Source organism: Saccharospirillum sp. (assembly GCF_040881935.1).
Lineage (GTDB): Bacteria > Pseudomonadota > Gammaproteobacteria > Pseudomonadales > Natronospirillaceae > Saccharospirillum.
This window is the reverse complement of the sequence record NZ_JBBECH010000020.1, coordinates 1-20466: the sequence shown is the minus strand read 5'-3', so window position 1 is coordinate 20466 and position 20466 is coordinate 1. Positions and strand designations below refer to the sequence as shown.

Annotated in this window: 19 protein-coding genes; 5 read left to right on the top strand and 14 right to left on the bottom strand. The window is 57.3% G+C overall.

Features of this window, described 5'->3' with window-relative positions; translation table 11 throughout:
• Positions 1 to 340: 340 nt before the first annotated feature.
• The gene (adk, locus tag WEB54_RS02505; RefSeq protein ID WP_368053074.1) at positions 341 to 991 is read right to left on the bottom strand and encodes an adenylate kinase; all 651 of its coding nucleotides are present in this window, start codon (positions 989 to 991) and stop codon (positions 341 to 343) included.
• 516 nt (positions 992 to 1507) lie between these two features.
• Positions 1508 to 4123, bottom strand: a complete 2616-nt coding sequence (ppc, locus tag WEB54_RS02500; RefSeq protein ID WP_368053073.1) for a phosphoenolpyruvate carboxylase — start codon at positions 4121 to 4123, stop codon at positions 1508 to 1510.
• Between the two features lie 292 nt (positions 4124 to 4415).
• On the opposite strand from ppc, the gene WEB54_RS02495 reads away from it, so the two are divergent.
• Positions 4416 to 5765 (top strand): aldehyde dehydrogenase family protein, encoded by a 1350-nt coding sequence (locus WEB54_RS02495; RefSeq protein WP_368053072.1) that lies wholly within the window; start codon positions 4416 to 4418, stop codon positions 5763 to 5765.
• A gap of 87 nt (positions 5766 to 5852) precedes the next feature.
• Here WEB54_RS02495 and WEB54_RS02490 read toward each other — a convergent pair whose 3' ends face one another.
• Both WEB54_RS02490 and WEB54_RS02485 read right to left on the bottom strand, forming a co-directional pair.
• Positions 5853 to 6401 (bottom strand): NUDIX hydrolase, encoded by a 549-nt coding sequence (locus WEB54_RS02490; RefSeq protein WP_368053071.1) that lies wholly within the window; start codon positions 6399 to 6401, stop codon positions 5853 to 5855.
• A gap of 40 nt (positions 6402 to 6441) precedes the next feature.
• Complete coding sequence (locus WEB54_RS02485; protein WP_368053070.1) at positions 6442 to 6819, bottom strand: DUF3135 domain-containing protein; 378 nt, start codon at positions 6817 to 6819, stop codon at positions 6442 to 6444.
• Positions 6820 to 7104: 285 nt separating this feature from the next.
• Between WEB54_RS02485 and WEB54_RS02480 the strand changes: the two genes are divergently transcribed.
• The 3 genes from WEB54_RS02480 (at position 7105) to WEB54_RS02470 (ending at position 9314) form a co-directional block, all read left to right on the top strand.
• The gene (locus WEB54_RS02480) at positions 7105 to 7722 is read left to right on the top strand and encodes a CoA pyrophosphatase (protein ID WP_368053069.1); all 618 of its coding nucleotides are present in this window, start codon (positions 7105 to 7107) and stop codon (positions 7720 to 7722) included.
• A 162-nt stretch (positions 7723 to 7884) separates the two neighbouring features.
• Entirely contained in the window at positions 7885 to 8880 is a 996-nt protein-coding gene (locus WEB54_RS02475) for a DUF4062 domain-containing protein (RefSeq protein WP_368053068.1), read from the top strand.
• Positions 8877 to 9314 carry a helix-turn-helix domain-containing protein gene (locus tag WEB54_RS02470; protein ID WP_368053067.1) on the top strand — a complete coding sequence of 146 codons (438 nt, stop codon included), beginning with the start codon at positions 8877 to 8879 and terminating at the stop codon, positions 9312 to 9314. The genes WEB54_RS02475 and WEB54_RS02470 overlap by 4 nt, the downstream gene beginning before the upstream one ends.
• 15 nt (positions 9315 to 9329) lie before the next feature.
• Here the strand turns inward: WEB54_RS02470 and WEB54_RS02465 are convergent, their stop codons facing one another.
• The 9 genes from WEB54_RS02465 to WEB54_RS02425 form a co-directional block, all read right to left on the bottom strand.
• Positions 9330 to 10274: a hypothetical protein gene (locus WEB54_RS02465; RefSeq protein ID WP_368053066.1), complete on the bottom strand. Its 945-nt coding sequence runs from the start codon at positions 10272 to 10274 to the stop codon at positions 9330 to 9332.
• 51 nt (positions 10275 to 10325) lie between these two features.
• Positions 10326 to 10976 (bottom strand): endonuclease III, encoded by a 651-nt coding sequence (nth, locus tag WEB54_RS02460; protein ID WP_368053065.1) that lies wholly within the window; start codon positions 10974 to 10976, stop codon positions 10326 to 10328.
• A gap of 7 nt (positions 10977 to 10983) precedes the next feature.
• Complete coding sequence (locus WEB54_RS02455) at positions 10984 to 11718, bottom strand: electron transport complex subunit E (RefSeq protein ID WP_368053064.1); 735 nt, start codon at positions 11716 to 11718, stop codon at positions 10984 to 10986.
• On the bottom strand, positions 11715 to 12428 hold the full coding sequence (rsxG, locus tag WEB54_RS02450; protein ID WP_368053063.1) for an electron transport complex subunit RsxG: 714 nt from the start codon (positions 12426 to 12428) through the stop codon (positions 11715 to 11717). Before rsxG ends, WEB54_RS02455 begins: the two co-directional genes overlap by 4 nt.
• On the bottom strand, positions 12421 to 13449 hold the full coding sequence (locus WEB54_RS02445; RefSeq protein WP_368053062.1) for an RnfABCDGE type electron transport complex subunit D: 1029 nt from the start codon (positions 13447 to 13449) through the stop codon (positions 12421 to 12423). Before WEB54_RS02445 ends, rsxG begins: the two co-directional genes overlap by 8 nt.
• A complete protein-coding gene (gene rsxC, locus WEB54_RS02440; protein ID WP_368053061.1) occupies positions 13446 to 15257 on the bottom strand; it encodes an electron transport complex subunit RsxC in 1812 nt (603 codons plus the stop codon). The genes WEB54_RS02445 and rsxC overlap by 4 nt, the downstream gene beginning before the upstream one ends.
• The gene (rsxB, locus tag WEB54_RS02435; RefSeq protein ID WP_368053060.1) at positions 15254 to 15835 is read right to left on the bottom strand and encodes an electron transport complex subunit RsxB; all 582 of its coding nucleotides are present in this window, start codon (positions 15833 to 15835) and stop codon (positions 15254 to 15256) included. Before rsxB ends, rsxC begins: the two co-directional genes overlap by 4 nt.
• Before the next feature lie 3 nt (positions 15836 to 15838).
• The gene (gene rsxA / locus WEB54_RS02430; protein ID WP_368053059.1) at positions 15839 to 16423 is read right to left on the bottom strand and encodes an electron transport complex subunit RsxA; all 585 of its coding nucleotides are present in this window, start codon (positions 16421 to 16423) and stop codon (positions 15839 to 15841) included.
• A 413-nt stretch (positions 16424 to 16836) separates the two neighbouring features.
• Positions 16837 to 17709 carry a DMT family transporter gene (locus WEB54_RS02425; RefSeq protein WP_368053058.1) on the bottom strand — a complete coding sequence of 291 codons (873 nt, stop codon included), beginning with the start codon at positions 17707 to 17709 and terminating at the stop codon, positions 16837 to 16839.
• A 189-nt stretch (positions 17710 to 17898) separates the two neighbouring features.
• Here WEB54_RS02425 and WEB54_RS02420 point away from each other — a divergent pair, with 189 nt between their 5' ends.
• The gene (locus WEB54_RS02420) at positions 17899 to 19230 is read left to right on the top strand and encodes a UDP-glucose/GDP-mannose dehydrogenase family protein (RefSeq protein ID WP_368053057.1); all 1332 of its coding nucleotides are present in this window, start codon (positions 17899 to 17901) and stop codon (positions 19228 to 19230) included.
• Positions 19231 to 19458: 228 nt separating this feature from the next.
• Here WEB54_RS02420 and apbC read toward each other — a convergent pair.
• Positions 19459 to 20466 (bottom strand): iron-sulfur cluster carrier protein ApbC (apbC, locus tag WEB54_RS02415; RefSeq protein ID WP_368053056.1); only part of this gene is annotated, 1008 nt, incomplete at its 5' end.

Here is a 20466-nt window from a genome sequence, read left to right as displayed (position 1 = left end):
CGATCACATGGATGTGATCGAGCCAATCCCGTACCCAGACTCTGGTGATAGCCACTGCCAGAAGGGTCCCCTTTTTTGGTTTAACCTGCGCAAAGCGCAGGAATCGTTCGTGGCCCCCGCGGGTTCGACTGAACGCCAGGAGCGTTCAGGGCCGCGCCAGCGTCCGGCGCAGCCGGATCGATCACATGGATGTGATCGAGCCAATCCCGTACCCAGACTCTGGTGATAGCCACCGCCAAAAGGGTCCCATTTTTAAAACACACGCACAAAGAAGCCCGCACCAGGCGGGCTTTTCAAGTCAAACTCCAAACTCTCAGCTCAAAGCTCTTAGCTTAAAAAATCAAAGCTCTCTAAAAATCTTATCGCGAATGTCTTCAAAGCTGCCAATACCCGGCACATGAATGTATTTTGGCGCCACGTCCGGCTCTTTCTCGGCCAGATCCTTGTAGAAGCCGATCAATGGCTCGGTCTGGGCGTGGTAAACCTCAAGGCGCTTGGCAACGGTTTCTTTTTTGTCGTCTCCGCGCTGTACCAGAGCCTCACCGGTCTCGTCGTCTTTGCCTTCTTCTTTGGGCGGGTTGTTGTCAACATGGTAAACCCGGCCGGAGGCTTCGTGCACGCGGCGGCCGCTGAGGCGGTTGATGATCTCTTCATCGGGCACATCGATGTCAATCACATAGTCGATGCGGATGCCTTCGTTTTTCAGCGCATCAGCCTGAGGAATGGTGCGCGGGAAGCCGTCGAACAGACAGCCGTTAGCGCAATCCGGCTGGGTTAGGCGCTCTTTAATCAGTGCAATAATGGTTTCATCCGAAACCAGGCCACCAGAGGCCATGACTTCCTTAACTTTCACACCCAGGGGGCTGCCAGCTTTAACAGCAGCACGCAGCATGTCGCCGGTGGAGATTTGTGGTATCTGAAATTTCTCGGTGATGTATTGGGCTTGAGTCCCTTTACCGGCACCAGGTGCACCCAGCAGAATAATACGCATAGATGGCGAACTCCTCGTTAATGTTTAATCGTGAAAATTTTGGTTTAAAAAAGTCTGAACCGACTGAGCGATCCACCCGTTACTATTGAATTCAGTGCGTTAAGCAGATCAATTCAGTGTCCTGATCAGGGGTCGTGAGCCAGGTATCCCCTGTGTAAGCCAGGGGTGCGGCTCCGGTCTGAGCGTTAGCATGCTGCTCTATTTGGCGGCAATTACCGGTAAATTCTTTTAATGCCTGTTATTTTAAGTGATCGTGATGCAGTATCGTGCTTGTAGGCCTGCATCAGCCAGACGCTAAGATACCCGCCAAGGCCGCTAAGCTCAACCATTGGCGGTTAGACTTCCGTCGATAGCAGGACGAAAGACTCCGATAAAATGTAGGAGGCCACTCTGTGGGCGACTGGCAGTATCCGTACCGGTGAATACAACCACCGCCCAAAAGGTCAGCACTACTGGTTGGTTGTGCTCCCTGTCACCCAGGGGGCTGGCTTCCTACTAAAGATCAGGCCCGGTCTGTTATCCCGTGTTGCGCATGCCGGCTGAAATACCGGCCATGGTGACTTTCAGGGCGCGTTCCAGTTGCGGGTCCAGATTGCCCGTCTTACGGGCCCGTTTCAGCAATTCGGCCTGCAGGTAGTTCAATGGGTCGGTATAGGGGTTGCGCACCAGGATCGATTGGGCGAGCAAAGGGTCGCTTTCCAGCAGAACCTGCTGGTTTTTAACCTGGTTGAGTAGCACCTCACTGGCTTTCAGGTCGGCCCGCAAATCCTCGCCGAGGTCATGCAGCTCGGCTGGCACCAGTTGTTGCTCATAGTAAGCTGTGATCGAGCCGTCGGCCTTGCCGAGCACCATTTCCAGCAGGTCCAGAAAGCTGCTGAAAAACGTCCAGTTTTCGACCATGTCCTGCAGTAATTCCGGGTCTGTGGCCAGGCCATGTTCCAGCGCCTGGCGGGCACCCAGCCAGGAGGGCATGTTCAGGCGCACCTGCATCCAGGCGAACACCCAGGGAATGGCGCGCAGGCTTTCAACGCCGCCAGTCGCCTTGCGTTTGGCGGGTCGGCTGCCCAGCGCCAGCATACCGAGCTCCTGTTCTGGGGTCAGGCTTCTGAAGTAGGGCACAAAGCGTTCATCGTGACGTACCACGGCACGGTAGCGCTCCAGGCTCGCCTTGGACATGGCCTCCATCAGCTCGCGCCACTCGGGCTTGGGGGCGGCGCTGGGTTCCAGCGTGGCGCGCAGAGTGGCCGCCACATAGATGTTGAGGCTGCGAACCGCCACTCTGGGCATGCCGAATTTGTAGCGAATCATCTCGCCCTGTTCGGTCACCCGAATGGCACCCCGTACTGACCCTGGCGGCTGGGAGGCCATGGCTTTTTCGACCGGGCCACCGCCACGACCAACGGTACCGCCGCGACCATGAAACAGCATCAGGTGAATATCGTATTCGCTGGCCAGTTTGACCAGTCGCTCCTGGGCTTTGTACTGCGCCCAGGTGGCGGTCAGCTTGCCCGCGTCCTTGGCCGAATCGGAATAGCCAATCATCACCGTTTGCTTGCCACCGCAGTATTCGCGGTACCAGGGCAGCGACCAGAGCGTTTCCATCACCGACACTGAGCGGTCGAGATCATCCAGGGTTTCAAACAAGGGGACGATGGGTACGTTCCAGTCGAGTCCGCTTTCTTTCAGTAGCAACGCTACAGCCAGTACATCCGACGGGTGTTTTGCCATCGAAATAATGTAGCTCGACAACACCTCGGCTGGTTCTTCGGCCAGAATGCGGGCCGTATCCAGCACTTCCCGGGTATCGGCACTGGGTTGCCAGTGACGGGGTACCAGCGGGCGCCGGCTGCCCAGTTGTTCCAGCAAGAACGCCTCACGCCGGGTTTCGTCCCAGTCTTTATAGTCACCCAGGCCGAGATAGCGGGTCACTTCATCAATCGCCAGTATGTGGCGTTCACTGTCCTGGCGGATATCCAGCGGTACCAGGCTGATACCAAAGCAATGCACGCGCCGAATGCAGTCGAGCAGGGCTCCGTTGGCAATGCGGCCCATGCCGCATTCCAGCAGCGAATCGTAGCAGGCCATCAGCGGGTCGAGAATATCCTGACGGGTGATGATTACATCGGCCGGAGCCGTGACGGACTCGCCCTGAACCCGGCGTTCGGCCCAGGCCAGGGTATGTTCCAACCGGGTGCGCAAGCCGTACAATTTGGCCCGATAAGGCGTTGGCGTTGCACCCACATCGGAGATCAGATCGGCACTGGCTTCGCTCATGCTGAGGTCGCCAGCCAGATCATTGATGTCTTTCAGATACAGATCCGCCGCCATCCAGCGCCCCAGCAGAATCACTTTCTGGGTGACCTTGTGGGTGACATTGGGGTTGCCGTCGCGGTCGCCGCCCATCCAGGAATAAAAGTGAAAGGGCGAGGCATCGACGCTCAGGCCCTGGCCGAGGCGGGAGCGCGCCGTTCGGTCCAGCTCACGTAAGAATTGCGGTACCGCATGCCAGAGCGAATTCTCAATAACCGCAAAGCCCCACTTGGCTTCATCGACCGCTGTCGGGCGTTCATCGCGAATTTCGTTGGTGTGCCAGATCTCATTGACCGTGCGCCGCAGATTCGATTTCAACTCGGTGCGCTCATAGCGCAGCAGATCGTTGCGTTTCAGGTCGGAGAGGTCTTCGGCAATGCGTTCGTGTTTGCGGATCAGGGTGCGGCGTGTCACCTCGGTAGGGTGGGCCGTCAGCACCAGTTCAATGTTCAGGTTGCGCAAGGCGTCGGCCACGCTGTCTTTGCCGAGCGTATCGACCAGTTGTTCGAGCGTGTCTTCCACCGCCTCGCGCTGATTGGCCTCGGCGCTGGCAAAATACTGCTGGTCGGCAATATTGGCCAGGTTCAGGAACTGACTAAAAGCGCGCACGATGGGCAGTACATCCTCGTCTTCCAGGCTCGACAGAACATCAATCAACGGTTGCGGATCGCTGTTTTCGGCCGTATTAACGGCCTTGCCCAGTCGACGAATCTCTTCAACCTTGCGAAACAGTTCCGGGCCCCTGGTTTCCAGCAAGGTATCGCCCAGCAGTTCGCCCAGCAGGCGTACATTTTCACGCAAGGTGTCAGGAATTGCAGTCATGTGTCGATCTCTCCCGGGAAAAGGTTAACTTTAGCAACCGATGCTTTAGAATGCGCTCCCTGCACCGGCGCTCCTGGCCAGATAAGCCGTAGTAAACTAACGCAGCTCCGGTGAAATGAAGCCGTGCATTTATTATTGAACGCACCTGCGTCAGTGCTGTTTTTCAGGCGCGAGTACCCAGTGTAGCACTGTCAGCTCGACCTGATTTATATACGAACGGAGTCGGCGGTGGGACCGCTGAACCCTACCCAAATTGTAACTTTACAACATTTTGTACCAAATAGGATGAGCCATGAGTGTATTCAGATCTGTGAATCCAGCCAGCCAGAATTGCCTGTTCGAGGCGGAAGGCTGGTCACAGACTGAAACGGTCAGGGTTCTGGGTCAGCAACAACAAGCCTGGCCGGCACTGGCCACCGTGCCCCTGGCCCGGCGAATTCACTGGTTTGAATCACTGGCAAAGCTGTTGGCAGAGCACCAGGGCACCCTGGCCCGGCAAATCAGCCGGGAAATGGGTAAACCGCTGGCCCAGTCTCTGGCTGAACTGCAAAAAACCATCGCTCTGGTCCGGTATCTGGTAGAGCAGGGGCCATTACATCTGGAACCGACTGACATTCAGCCAGGTACGGTGCTGAGCTTTGAGCCCTGGGGCGGCATTCTCGGCATCATGCCCTGGAACTACCCGGTATGGCAGGTGTGTCGCTTTGCCTTACCCGCCTTGCTGGCTGGCAACACCGTCGCGATCAAACCCGCTCCGAATGTCTGGCTCAGCTCCCGTTTACTTGTCGATTTGATGCACCAGGCCGGGTTTCCGACCGAGGCGGTCACCCTGTTGCAGATTGACATCGATGTACTGCCTGCCGTGTACGATCACCCCCATTTAAAACAGGTGCACTTCACCGGTAGCAGTGAAGCTGGCCGGGCCATCGCCATGGCCTGCGCCCAACGGCTGGTTCCCAGCACGCTGGAGCTGGGGGGCAGCGATGTATGGCTGCTGACCGACAGTGGCGATTTAAACGCCTTTGTCGACCACGCCCTGGCCTCTCGTCTTAATAACTCCGGCCAGAGTTGCCTCTGTGCCAAACGCTGGCTGGTGCCGAAAACCCGACTCGATGCGGTATTGGACCGGGTGGCAGCGCGCCTTGCCGATTTCGTTCCGGCTGCACCGGAAGCCCCCGGCTGTACCCTGGGTCCACTGGCTCGCCCCGACATTCGCGATCGCCTGTTGCAGCAGTGGCACAACCTCAAAGTCACCGCGACCCGACACAGTGAAGACCCTAACGTAGATGGGTTGTACGTTAGCCCGGCCTGGGCCGTAACCGATGATCCGATGACCAGCCCGGTTTGGCCGGATGAAATTTTTGGTCCGGTACTGCAACTGGCGGCCTACGAATCGGTGGACCAGGCAGTCCAGTGGGCCAATCGAAGCCGGTATGGTTTGGGAGGCGCAGTGTGGAGTGGCTCGGCCAGCGAAGCGACCGACATAGCGCGTCGACTGACGACCCGAAACGTTGCCATTAACAGGCCCATGCGCAGTCGCATCGACGTGCCGTTTGGCGGCATGGGTGAATCAGGTTGGGGTGTGGAGCTGGGTGCCAGCGGGCTGCAGGCGATTACACGGCGGCAAACGCGGTATTTCTGATGTGCGCCCAAAAGGCACACTGCACACAACAGTCCTCTCTCCACCGTTGGGGGCGAGTTAGAGAGAGGGCGCGCGGCGTAGCCGTTACTAAATCTGCTTTTTGGGCCGGTGCACCACTGAATTCAGCACTGGCACCTGCTCGGTATCCAAATGCTCCAGGTAATGCTCAAGCGTGACTTTCACGGTTAGAAAGGCGATTTCTTCCCAGGGAATGTCCTGGTGGTTGAACAACACCACCTCACTGCTTTCCGGCGTGGTCTCGAACGAATAATCGGGCATGTCGATCCGGTAGAAGACGTGAACCTGGTCGAAGTCTGGCAGGCTGACGATCGACAGTAGCTGCGGGTTATGGCCCGACACGCAGGATTCCTCGACCGTTTCCCGCAATGCACCTTCAACCGTAGTCTCACCGTTTTCCATAAAGCCTGCTGGCAGGGTCCAGTAGCCGTGGCGTGGTTCGATGGCGCGGCGGCAAAGCAGAATTCGCCCATCCGGCGCGACCGGCAGGGTGCCGGTAATCACTCGTGGGTTCTGGTAGTGGACCGTTCCGCACTGATCGCACATAAAACGGGGGCGGTTATCCATATCCGGAGTGTCGAAGCGCACCCGGTGGCCGCATTGGCTGCAAAAATTCATCAGTAAAACGTTTCGTAGTGAGTTCTTTGCGACAAGACTATCAGGACTTCGGCGGCGCGTCTTGAGGCGTGCGGGGAAATTCCAGAATCACTGCACTGGGAGGTGGTTTTACGGTGCGTCTGGTCGTGACCGAACCGTCGTAATAAAGCGTTTCTTTCAGGCATTCGCGCAACCGGTCGACTCGTTCATGCATCAGCTGTGACATACGAATGCAGCATTGCATCGGATTTTTAGCGCGACGACGCTCCATGTCCAGCACAAACTGGAGGCCTTGCAGTTGAGCACGCTGGTGGCTCGGTGCGCGCTCGATCACTTCAGCGACCAAACGGTTGCGCAAAGATTCCAGCGCCTCGGGGTCTTCATCGGCCAGCGCCTTGAGGGTATCGAAGGCGGGCAGTTCGATTACAGGGTTAGCCATCGCAGTCTCCGTTAGGCGAACTACTCAAACACCTCGCTTCGCGTTACTTTATACTGGTCGGGAATCGATCCAGACGTGTCCTTGTTTAGGGAGGCTCTGAACTCTTCACGCCAGAGCTCCGCGTGAATTGTTCGAGTCTCCCTCAAATCAATCTAGCACTACTGAGTGGCAAATGGCAGTGACGCTGTTCAAAAAACAAACAATTTTCAATGGCTCCGTAAAGGTCGCGAAAACGAGCAATGCCTGGCGCCACTCAGTTAGCTGTAAACGTGCGAAAATGAGGGTATGACTTCTTATTCATCTTTTTTCAGTCAATTAGAGCGTCGTTTGTCGAGCCACGAACCACGGCTGTTATCGCTCAATCAGCCCCGGGCGGGTGTCCTGGTGCCACTCGTTGTCAGTGCAGGCGAGCCGTCTTTGCTGTTGACGGTTCGGGCTCAACACCTGAACTCGCACCCGGGGGATATTGCCTTTCCAGGGGGTATGTGGGAGCCGGAGGATGCCTCCTTGCAGGCCACGGCGCTGCGCGAAACGCACGAGGAACTGAACCTGTCTCCCGATCTGATCGAGGTGCTGGGCCCGCTGTCGACCGGTTTGTCCAAATCCGGGGTTCAGGTGTTTCCGTTTGTTGGCAAAGTTGCCAGCCTGGATCAGTGCGTTGCCAGCCCGGACGAAATCGCCGAATGGTTTACCGTACCCTGGGCTTTTTTTACCGATACCGCACCACGGTTTCAGCCAATCGAGCGGCATGGCATTTCATTCCAGATTCCGCATTACGATTTTGACGGGCATCATATCTGGGGGCTGACCGCGATGATTCTGCTCGAGCTGGTGAATTTGACTGAAGGCACCGACTGGCCGTTACCGGCCTTTACCGGGGTCACCCGACCAGGCCGCCTATGACTTTAATGACCCGAGCTACAGTGAGTGCCAGGAAGGTGAATAAACGCATGTTTTTGAGCTTATGTGTTACACTTGCAGGTGGACTTTTGCTAAATGGGCCCGCAACTGTCCGTGTTGTTCAGGGGGTTCTGCGAACATGGATGGGGCCGGTGGTTAGCAAGCATGTATGATTCACGAAAATTGATAATGGTGGCGTCGCTCGAACGCCATCTCGGTAAAGAACGCAATGTGCTGTTTGAAGCTATTATGGCCCAACAGTGCGTACCAACGGGTCTGCCTTTCCCGGCAGTCTCTGCGAATTACCTCTGGAAACTTAATCAGCTTGCGCTGAATGATGCTGATTACGTATTTTTGTTGGTAGGCAACGAGTACGGCCCGCTTAACGAACAGGGGGTGGGGTACTTGCATCAAACCTACGCCACGGTACGCGCCCAGCATAAAACTCCGGTCGCCCTGATCTACACCGGCCATGAAATACCCAGCCCTAGCGAGATCGATAAAACCCGCCTGAATCAACTAATCGGTTTGTTGAAAACCGGTATCCATTACGAATGGAACAGCGAAGAAACACTGCGCGATGCCGCTGAGCGTGCCATCGAGCACGTACTGGAAGAACACCCGGCACCAGGCTGGCGACGGGCTGACTCTGCCGTCGCACCCGCGGCGGAACTGACGTTATTACATGCCGAAGTGGTAAGGCTCAAACAGGAATTGGCGTCCGGTGGCTCTTCACGCGTAGCGGCAGACCTTTCGGCACTAACTAACCCCAAGTCGGTCTGGCACAGCCAGTTCAGATGTAAGGCATTTCGTGAGGGCCAGTTGAAAGTGTTGACTGGCAGTGTCTCGGTATCCTGGAAAACCGTGTTTACCTGGCTGGCGGCGCCCTTGCTGACGCCAGTGTCCGAGACCAGGGTCAATGCCTTGCTGGGCGACTATTTGCAGCCGCTTGCGTTGGTCGACATCAAACGTCGCTGGCATGGTAGCCACGCGGTTGCGGATGTGAAACTGGAGCGCGCCGCGCTGGACGAACTAAAACTGAAATTGCATTCGATGTCACTGATTCAATTCGACAATCTGGGTCGCTGGAGTCTCACTGGCACCGGCGAATCCGTTGCCCTGAAAACCGTACCGGCCATGCCCAGCAGCCGCGAAGCATGATGAACTTTTCAGATCGACTGCAGGTTCTCATTGCCGGTCGCACCGTTAGCGCATTTGCTCGCGCGGTGGGCCTCGGCGAAAGTCTGATTCGAAAATACCTGAACGGTTCGGAACCCTCTCTGTCTCGTGCTCACCAGATTGCCCGGGCTTGCCAGTGTTCTTTGGTCTGGTTGGCCAGTGGTGAAGGCTTACCCTTCGATGCGGCCCCGGAAGTCGATATCGATGCGTTGCAATCGGTCTTGCACATCCTTTCCAATGAATCCGGCCACGCAGATTTCCGGGTTCCTGATACCGACACCCTGAAACACATCATCGCGTTGTACCAATACCTGCGAAACCACCGCCTGCGCGATGGCACCGTCGATGAGCTTTTAGGCCAGTCGTTTTTGCGTATGTTGCAACAAGATGAGGTTTCGGCCAGTGGGAAGCTTTAGCCAATTAAACATATCTTAGTTAACAAATGCTACCGAGAAGGCGTTTTCTCCGCAGTGAATCGCCGACGAACCGGACATTTGGCTTAACCACAGGTGTCCGCCTTGCTGGCTCACCATTTCATGCAACCGGCGAATGGCCGGGTGCTGGTGCAGGGGTTCTATCTCGCCCGCGAAACTGGCATTCACAGTTGCATGGTTCAGTCGGTTTTGTTTCAGTGCCGTGCATGCCAGATCTACCACCGGAGTAATCGGGTCTGCCGCAGTCGCATGGCCTACCAGTTCTTCCTGTTCATCCAATGTCTGAAAAACCGGCAAGGTTCCCCGGTGGCTCATAACGAATCGCCTTAACCCATTTAATTTGGGAAAGGCCGGTGTCTGTGGGTACAAGGCGGGGTTCGCAAAAGCGGGTACGCTGTAAAGGTGTTTGATACGGCGCGAGAAGGCCAGCATTGGCAAACGCAGTTTATCAATTGATAACCCCTGGTCGCGATGCAGATGTGCCACTTCCTGCACCAGTAATCCATAAGCGGCCAGAATGTGGCTGCTGTCCATCACGCGCAGTCTGAAATGGCTGTGCAAGTTTGCCGCGTGTCGAACCCGGTCGAGTTGTGGTTGTAAAGTTGCAGCCTGGCGGTTCCAGTGGTCGTAGCCCGGGTGGTGGTGTTTGGCCGGGGTGATGATCAGAGCGCCGTCACTGTTCAGCAGCCAGGTGTTATCCAACGACTGGCTGAGATGGGTGTCCCGGCTTAGCTCTTTCCGGCTCCATTCTGCCAGTGAATGCGATGTGCCGTTCGTCAGTGACTGATACCAGGCCTCTGTGGTCGCGTCGCTGCGATTGTCGGGTGGTAACTCGGTTGGCTTTGCCAGCCAGGTGAGGGGTAAGGTGGCGAGATCGAAGCGCTGGTATATGGCCTTGGGTAAGTCGCAACTGGCATCCAGAGCCAAAGTCAGGTACTGCATGAGGTGAACGTCCTGTTCTTGAATCCACGGTATCAGGTAGCTTACTGCACCTTAGTCGGTCTTGTCTTTGAACTCGCACAAATCTTCAATGATGCAGGCTCCGCATCTGGGTTTTCGGGCGGTGCAGGTGTAACGCCCATGCAGGATCAGCCAGTGGTGGGCGTCCATTAGAAACTCGGTCGGGATCAGCCGTAGCAGGCGTTGCTCGACCTCAACCACGTTTTTGCCCGGTGCAATGCGTGTTCGGTTTGCAACGCGGAAGATATGGGTATCAACTGCCATAGTGGGCTGCCCGAAGGCGGTGTTCAGTACCACGTTGGCGGTTTTGCGACCGACGCCGGGCAGCGCTTCGAGATCGGCTCGTTCGTTGGGGATGTCACCGGCATTCAGATTAAGGTGGCTGTGCTGGTCGAGCAGTAGCCGACACAGCTTGTTCACGTTTTCCGCCTTGCTGTTAAACAGGCCGATGGTTTTGATGTAGCTCTTTAGGCCGTCAACACCGAGGTCATAAATCGCCTGGGGCGTGTTGGCGACGGGGTAGAGCTTGTCGGTCGCCTTGTTAACCCCTTTGTCGGTGGCCTGTGCCGACAACACCACCGCCACCAGCAACTCGAAAGGCGTGCTGTAATTCAGCTCGGTTTCCGGGTTGGGGTTGGCGGCGCGCAGGCGAGTGAATATCTCGGTACGTTTGGTTTTGTTCATAGGCGTGTTAACTGATGGTTCCTGTTACCCGCACACGCTTGGAACCAGCAACAGGTTTGTCGGCTTGTGCGTCTTTGCGTTTTTGAATACCGGCGTCCACCCGGTTTTTAACGGCGACCAACAGCCCCAGGCCGACAAAAGCCCCGGGCGGCAATATGGCAAACAGAAAATCCGGATAATTCGGGAACAGGGTGATTTCCCAGCTTGCGGCGGCAGGCCCGAAGATCAGATCCATGTTGGTAAACAGCGTGCCCTGGCCAACCAGTTCCCGCAGCCCCCCGAGCACAATCAATACCGCCAAAAACCCCAGCGCCATCATAAAACCATCGAGCATGGCGGGGAGCACCGGGTTCTTGCGAGCGAAGGCATCGGCGCGGCCGAGAATGGTGCAGTTGGTGACGATCAGCGGGATGAAAATGCCCAGCACCTGGTACAGCTCATAGGTGAACGCCTGCATCAGCAGCTCGGCGCAGGTAGTGAACGAGGCGATGATCATTACAAAGGCGGGTAGCCGCACAGAATCCGGCACGTAATGGCGAATCAGTGACACAGCGGTGTTGGAACCGACCAGCACCACCATGGTCGCGATACCGAGCCCAAGGGCGTTGACTACCGAGCCGGTGACGGCGAGTAGGGGGCACAACCCCAATAACTGCACCAGGGCGGCGTTGTTGTTCCATAGCCCATTGCGCGTCAGCTCCCGGGCAGTGGCGGTGCTTTTTACGGGCGTAACGTCGTTCATGAATCGGCTCCGGCGGTGCCGGGTTCAGTGCTTAGCAGCACGGCCCGGTTGGTCTCGAAGAAGGTCAGCGTTCTGGCGACTGCCCGCACAATGGCGCGCGGGGTGATGGTGGCGCCGGTCATCTGGTCGAAGGCACCGCCGTCTTTTTTCACCCGCCACTGGTCGGGCTCAATGGTCTCGAACGATTGGCCATCGAAACTGAAGATCCAGTCCGATTTGCTGGTTTCAATCTGATCGCCGAGGCCCGGGGTTTCCTTGTGGGTAATGACCCTCACGCCAAGCAGCGTGCCGCTGGCATCGATGGCGGCAACCAGTCGAATCGGTTCGGTATAACCTTCGGGTGCGACAAACGGCAGAATAACAGCGGTGACGTTGCCGTCTCGCCGTGCCTGGTACCAGGTAGCCTCGCGGCTTAACCGCAATAGAGCAGTGTCGGTCAGGGTGGTCAGTTCAGTCGGGTACGCGGTTTCCAGCAAGTCGTTGTCATGCAATCGTTCGGGGGTAAGCTCATACAGGGCACGGGCCTCGAAGGCGCGCTGATTGGCGTCGATACGGTCGGCCGTCAATGTTTGGGTGACGGCGATGATGCCGGCAGTGAAGATTGCAAAAATACCCAGGCCGATTGCGCTGCGGCGAATCGCCCGGCTCAGGGTGATGGGTGCTTCGGCGCCGGTATCTGCTGGTGTCGAGCTCTCGTTCTCGTCAGTCATTCTTAAAGCCTTTCACCGATTTGTCGTGGCCGTATACTCGTGGGCGGGTGTAGTGGTCGATCAGGGGGGCGGCAAAGTTCATCAGCAATACTGCGAAGGCAACGGCATCGGGGTAGTTGCCCCAGGTTCGGATCAAGTAGATCAGTACGCCAATGCCCAGACCATACACCAGTTTGCCCCGGTTACTGGTCGCGGCGCTGACTGGGTCGGTGGCGATAAAAAAGGCACCCAGCATCGTGGCCCCGGCAAACAGATGCAGGTCGATCGGGGTGCGCACGTCGGCATCCCCACTGAACAGCAGCGCCATAACGGCCAGGCCACCCAGCACGCTGACCGGTATGTGCCAGGTGATGATGCGTTTCCACAGCAGCAGGGTGCCACCAGCCAAAAACGCCAGGCTGGCGACATCCCACCCTTCAGCCACCCAGTTGCCAAAAATGGGTGACTGCAACACCTCAGCGGCCGTCAGCCGGGCGATATCGAGTTTATAGACATCCAGTGGCGTGGCGCCGGTCGCGCCGTCGATCGGGGCCTGGCCAGCAAAGATCACCGCCAGGGTATCGACAATCGACAGCGTAACATCAGGGCTTGCCCAGCGTGTGGTCATGTACAGCGGCAACGACACCAGCAGCAAGGCATAGGCGACCATGGCCGGGTTAAACGGGTTATTGCCGAGCCCGCCAAACAGCTGTTTAGCGAATACGATGGCAATCAGCGTGCCCAGCACCGTTAACCACCAGGGCCCGAGCGGCGGCAACGCCAGGGCAAGCAGCGCGGCGGTGACCAGGGCGCTCAGATCCTTCAGGAAAAACACCACCGGGCGGCCGCGCCAGGCGAGCAGCAGCGCCTCGGCGATCAGAGCGGTTAGTAATGCCAGTACCATGTTAATGGCATAGCCGATGCTGAAGCTGACTGTTAACACTATCCAGCCGGGTATCAGCGCCAGTAACACCCAGCCCATTACCCAAGTGACGGAGGTGCGACCGGTCACGTGCGGTGAGGTCAGGTTAAGCCCCGTCATGAATCGGATTCCTTCTTGGCTTCTGCTGTATTAGATGTGCCGTGAGCCGCGCTCTCAAGTGCCGCCTGGGCACTGCGGTGCTTCTCTTCCAACTTGGCGAGCGCTTTGCGCAAGGCTGGCACCATATCGGGTGACTCCTGTTCGGCGACAATAAGCCGCTCATTGGCTTTTTTAACCTTGGTCGCGGCCAGTTCCAGCGCTTTTTCCAGATCTTCCCGGCTCAGTTCAGTAGCAAGTTGGGAGGCGCTGGCTTTTTTGGCGTTGGCCCTGGCCATAGCAGCCTTGATCGCATCGTCCTGGGCATCCGGCTGGCCATCGCTCGTGTCCGCTTTGGCGGCTCTTGCTTCCGCCGCTGCTTTGGCACGGGCCTTCCTGCGGGCTTCTTTTTCCAACCGTTCTTTTTCCAGGCGCGCTTGCCTCGCTTCAAACCGGGCCCGGGCCCGCTCGGCTTTGATGTGCTCTTCTTTCTCGTTGCGCAGTTCACCCTTGGCATAGCGGTAATACTGCACCAGCGGAATGCGGCTCGGGCAGACATAGGCGCAGGCGCCACATTCGATGCAATCATTGATCGAATGCAATTCGGCGGCATCGAGATCCCGGTGCTTGGACGCCCAGAACAATTGCTGGGGCAGAAGGTTGACCGGGCAGGCTTGCTCGCACAAACCACAGCGAATGCAGGGGTTATCGGGCATCGGCCGGGGCAGTTCCTTGCGCGTCGGCACCAGCAGGCAGTTGGTGGTTTTTACCAGCGGCGCGGTGATGTCCGGCAATGCGAAGCCCATCATCGGGCCGCCCATTATCACCCGGTCGGCTTTTTTCAGATGCACACCGGCCTGGTTCAGCACGGTCTCTATCGGCGTGCCAATGCGCACTTCGTAATTGCCCGGTGCGTCAATGGCGTCCCCGGTGACGGTGGTAATACGGCTGATTACGGGTTCATCGAACACAATCGCCCGGTAAATGCTGGCCAGGGTGCCAACGTTCTGGCAAACATAGCCGAGATCGCTGGGCAGGCCACCGCGGGGTACTTCCTGGCCCGCGACCAGCTGAATTAACTGACGTTCACCGCCGCTCGGGTACTTGGTGGGTACCACGCTGATGCGAATATCCAGACCCAAACGCCCGGCCGCTTCACGCAGGGCGATCAGTGCCTGCGGTTTGTTGTCTTCAATGCCGAGGCGAATAGTGCTGGCCCCGAGCAGGTGTTTGGCAATGTCGGCACCCAGCAAAATCTCGTCGGCGCGCTCGCGCATCAGGCGGTCGTCGGCGGTGATGTAGGGTTCGCATTCGGCGGCGTTGATTAATAGGGTGGTGATCGGTTTGTGCTTGTTGCGGTATTTCACGTCGGTCGGGAAGCCCGCGCCGCCCTGGCCAACCACGCCGCAATCGCGCAGCCGTTGAATCAACTCATCGACCGGCACGTCACGCCAGTTGGGCAGGCCATGGCGTTCGCGCCAGTCGTCTTCGCCATCGGCTTCGAGCACTATGCAGGGCGCGCTCAGGCCAGATTCATGGGCGAGAACGCGATCTTCAATCGCACAGACCCGGCCCGAAGTTGGCGCATGAACCGCTGCGCTGATGCCGCCAACGGCCGTTGCCAGTACATCACCCTTGCGCACGGTGGAGCCAACAGTCACCACCGGATCGGCCGGTGAACCAAGGTGCATCGCCAGCGGCAGAACCAGCACCGAAGGCAACGGAACCTCGGTGATGGGCGTGGTGTTGGAGAGCGTCTTGCATTCATCGGGGTGGATGCCCCCACGAATTGAAAACACCTTGTCGGTCACGATAACGGCCTGTGCGGTCATGCGGCGCGCTCCCGGTCCGTGGGTTTATCCGTCGTGATAAGGCTGATGCCGGGTGCGGGTTTGTCCCAGTGCCAGCTACGCAGCGTGACTTCAATCGGCACCATATCGATGCAATCGACCGGGCAGGGCTCGACGCACAGGTCGCAGCCGGTGCATTCGCTTTCGATCACGGTGTGCATCTGCTTGGCCGCGCCCAGAATGGCATCGACCGGGCAGGCCTGAATGCACTTGGTGCAGCCGATGCATTCGTCTTCGCGAATCACCGCCACGGTGCGGCCTTTCTCTTCGCCGTGTTCGGCATCGAGCGGTTCGGGTTCCACATCGAGCAAATCCGCCAGGGCTTGAATCGTGGCTTCGCCGCCGGGCGGGCACTTGTTGATTTTGTCGCCATTGGCGATGGCTTCTGCATAAGGGCGGCAACCCGGGTAGCCGCACTGGCCGCACTGGGTTTGCGGCAAAATGTCGTCGATGTTATCGACTATGGGGTTGCCTTCAGGCCGGAACCGTACCGAGGCAAAACCAAGCAGGCCGCCTAGCACGGCAGCCAGAATGAGCAGGGTGACAATCGCGATCCACATAAATTACCCCAAGGTCACCAGGCCGGAAAATCCCATAAAGGCGAGCGACATAATGCCCGCCGCCACCAGGCCAATGGCCGCGCCCTGAAACGGCACCGGTATATCGGCCACTGCCAGCCGCTCACGCATGGCCGCAAATAACACCAGCACCAATGAGAAGCCAACTGCGGCACCAAAGCCGTATAAAAAGCTCTCGATCAGACTGTTCTGGCGACTGATGTTCAGCAAAGCCACACCAAGCACCGCGCAGTTGGTGGTGATCAGCGGTAAAAAGATGCCCAACACCCGGTACAACAGCGGGCTTGTCTTGCGAACCAGCATTTCGGTGAACTGCACCATAAAGGCGATCACCAGAATAAAACTGATGGTGCGCAAATACGTCAGCCCCAGCGGTTCCAGCAGCCAGGTGTACACCACATAGCTCGCCACCGAAGAGAGCGTTAGCACAAAGGTCGTCGCGGCCGACATGCCCACAGCCGTCTCAAGCTTGCTCGACACACCCATAAAAGGGCACAGCCCGAGAAACTGAACCAGGACAAAATTGTTGACCAAAATGGTGCCAACCAGCAAAAGCAGGTAGTCGCTCATCGAAAAGACGGCCTTCAGCTGTGTAGAGTGATAAGAAAGTAGGGCGCTATTATCGTGAAATGTTATATAGCTAACAAGGGAGGCAATGAACAATTCACGCGAAGCTCTGCGGGAGCCAAAACGTTTTGCCACAAGGCGCACTTCGCAGCGCAATGGCCGTAGCCCTTGTCAAGAAGTGCAACGCCGGGGCAAGACGTTTTGGCCCCGCCTTTATGCCCGAAGGGTGCGTAGGGGCTTTCCGAGGAACCTTACCACTTCGTTGGGCTCATTTGAAAGGTCTAGACATTCCTGCATGAGCCCGCCTCGCGGTAAGGCCCCTCGGAAAAGCCAGAGCTACGCGTGAATTGCTCATTGCCTCCCCAGGCGAATAACGGAATCGGTTTAGTGCGTTTGGTTATGGTTATAAACCACGGTCAATGCGTTGCACCGTTCAATGCAATAACAGCCACACCGGCGACGGCCAGTAACATCCCGGCCCAGGCTTTTCGGGTGGCCTTGTGCCCGCGAATCCGGTCGATCGAGAACGCCATGATGGCGCAGGTCGCAATCAGGGTTTGCACCACACCCGCCTCGGTGCGCTTAACCGCCAATTGCTGAAACCAGATAGCCAGCAGAGTGCCAATAAAGGTGCTCAGCGCTAAAATAGCCCACTGGCGCCCGGTCAGCCGGGGCCAAAAAGCCTTGCGTTGCAAGCCAATGAACAGGGGGATGGCGGCAATACCAGCGGCCAGCCTTAAAAACGATGCCTGGGAAGCAGGCATATCGACCGCCAGAAACACCTCACGCATAAACACCATGCCCAGCGCCTGGCACAAAGCGGCCCCCAGGGCAAAGGCCATACCCAGAAACGGATGGCTGCGATGCGCCGGGTTTTCCGGCTCCAGCACCCAGAACAGGGCCGGGATGATCATCGCCGCGCCCAGCCATTGCCACAGTGTCAGAAATTCGCTCAGCCAGAGTATGCCCAGGCCAATAGCAAACAGCGGCGCGGTAGATTCAGCGATCGACAGCGTAATGCGCTCACCAATGCGGTTCAGCGCCGAGAAAATAAAGGTGTCACCCAGCGTAATGCCGATAAAACCACTGAGCAGCAAGGGAGCATAGACGTCAGTCGGAATAGCCACCCACTGGCCCGACACCCAAATAAACGCCAGCAAACCCGCACAGGCCAGCAACCCTTTCCAGAAATTCAGTTGCAGCGGAGACAGGGCAGTCCCCAGATGGCGAAAACCATAGGCCGCCAGCGTCCACGACAGAGCGGCCAATATTGCAAAGAGTTCACCCATCTAAAACGCCTACCCAGCAAAATGCACCGAAAAAGGGCGTGTATCTAACATCGGTCGCCGGGTAAAGGTCAAGCAATGGAGGCGGATAAACGAGTTTCTAAGATGTCGCAGCTACTGCACTCCTGCGGTAAACTGCGCGCAATCAATCCATTCCTACTGTCTTACAGCTGCAACGTTAAGGGATCAACAATGAAAATTACCGTATTTGGCATTGGTTACGTCGGCCTGGTTCAGGGAACCTGCCTGGCTGAGGCCGGGCATGAGGTTGTGTGTGTCGATGTCGACGTCAACCGGGTCGAGAACCTGAAGAAAGGGGTCATCCCGATCTACGAACCTGGGCTCGAGCCCATGGTCAAGGCCAACTATGAATCCGGCCGCCTGAGCTTCACAACGGATGCCCCTGCTGCCGTTGCCCATGGCGACATCCAGTTCATCGCCGTCGGCACCCCGCCGGATGAAGATGGCAGTGCCGATCTGAAATACGTTCTTGCGGTGGCCCGTACCATTGCCGAGAACATGAATCGCCACACCATTGTGGTCAACAAATCGACCGTCCCGGTGGGCACAGCTGATAAAGTAACAGCCGCCATCAGCGACGTATTGGCCAAACGCACCGATGCCAAACTGACCTTCGATGTGGTCTCCAACCCCGAATTCCTGAAAGAAGGCGCGGCGGTGAACGACTGCATGCGCCCGGACCGCATCGTCATCGGCACCGAAAGCGCCGATTCAATCGAAGCCATGCGCGAACTGTACGAACCGTTCAACCGCAACCACGAAAAAATCATCCAGATGGACGTGCGCAGTGCCGAGCTGACCAAGTACGCCGCCAACTGCATGCTGGCCACCAAAATCAGCTTCATGAACGAAATCGCCAACCTGGCCGAACGCCTGGGCGCCGACATCGAGGCCGTGCGTCATGGCATTGGCAGCGACCCGCGCATTGGTTATCAGTTCATCTACCCGGGTGTCGGCTATGGCGGCTCCTGCTTCCCGAAAGACGTGCAGGCGCTGATCCGCACCGCCGATGGCATCGACTTCGACGCCAAGGTCCTGAAAGCAGTGGAAGCGCGCAACTACGAACAGAAAACCACCCTGTTCAGCAAGATTCACGCGCACTACAACGGCGAGTTAAACGGCAAGACCATCGCCGTCTGGGGCCTCAGCTTCAAACCCAACACCGACGACATGCGCGAAGCCCCAAGCCGGGTACTGATGGAAGCCCTCTGGGCAGCCGGTGCCAGGGTTCAGGCCTACGACCCCGAAGCCATGGAAGAAACCCAGCGCCTCTACAACGATCAGGATGCCTTAACCCTATGCGGCACCAAAGAAAGCGCCCTCAAAGGCGCCGATGCCCTGGCCATCGTTACCGAATGGCAACCGTTCCGGGTGCCGGATTTCGACGCCATCAAACAGCAATTGACCGAGCCGGTGATCTTTGATGGCCGGAACCTGTTTGAGCCAAAGCGGATGCAGAAGAAAGGGATTACGTATTATTCGGTGGGTCGGAATCCGGTTTAGGCAAAAGACGTAGGACAGGGAAAGACGTAGAACAATAAATGACGCGAAACATGGAAAGACGTAAGACATGAAGTGACGCAGAACAATAAAAGACGCGAAACATGGAGAGACGTAAGACACGAAATGACGTCTCTTGGTGTTTCGCGTCCCTTAGTGTTCTGCGTCTTTTGTTGTTTTGCGTCATTTATTGTTCTGCGTCTTTCAATGTCCCACGTCCTTAAATTCTTTTCAGACAAAGGCGATCTCAGGCCCGGTGTCCGCGTCCTGCAACGCCAGAGCCGCCGCCGTTCTCCGCGCCAGCACAAAATAATGTGCGGCTACTTCGCCATTTGGTTCTGCGATAACGGTGGGTTGGCCACTGTCGGTCTGGGTGCGGATGCTGATGTCCAGCGGCAGGCTTTCCAGCAGATCCACGTTGTAATCGTTGGAGAGCCTCGCGCCGCCGCCTTCACCGAATATATGCTCCACATGGCCGCAATTGGAACAGACATGCATCGCCATATTCTCGACAATACCCAGCACCGGAATGTTCACCTTCTGGAACATTTCTATGCCCTTGCGGGCATCCAGCAGGGCGATGTCTTGCGGGGTGGTGACGATCACCGAGCCCGAAACCGGCACTTTCTGCGCCAATGTCAGTTGAATGTCTCCGGTGCCCGGTGGCATGTCGACGACCAGATAGTCGAGGTTATCCCACTGGGTTTGGGTCAATAATTGCTGCAATGCCCCGGAAACCATAGGCCCACGCCACACCATGGGTGTTTTTTCGGTCACCAGATAAGCCATCGACATGCTTTGCAGCCCGTGGGCCTCTACTGGCTTGAAGAATTTGTTGTCGACGGTTTCAGGCTTGGTGCCTTCAGGCACACCCAACATGGTACCAACGCTTGGGCCATAAATATCGGCATCCAGTAACCCGACTCGCGCCCCTTCGGCCTGCAGAGCCAGCGCCAGATTGACAGCCGTTGTGCTCTTGCCAACCCCACCTTTGCCAGAGGCCACAGCGATGATGTTCTTAATGTTCTCCATACCCGGCAGGTTATCCCGCACATTCACTGAGCCGATCTCGCACTGTACCGAGACCTTGACTTCAACGTCATCGACCTGGGCTTCAATATGACTGGCCAGCAACATAGCCAGCCCTTCCCGGTATTGGCCGGCCGCATAGTGCAGGGTTACCGAAACGTTGACGGGCGTGCCCTCGGTAATATCAATGTCGGCCGTATCGGCGAAAGG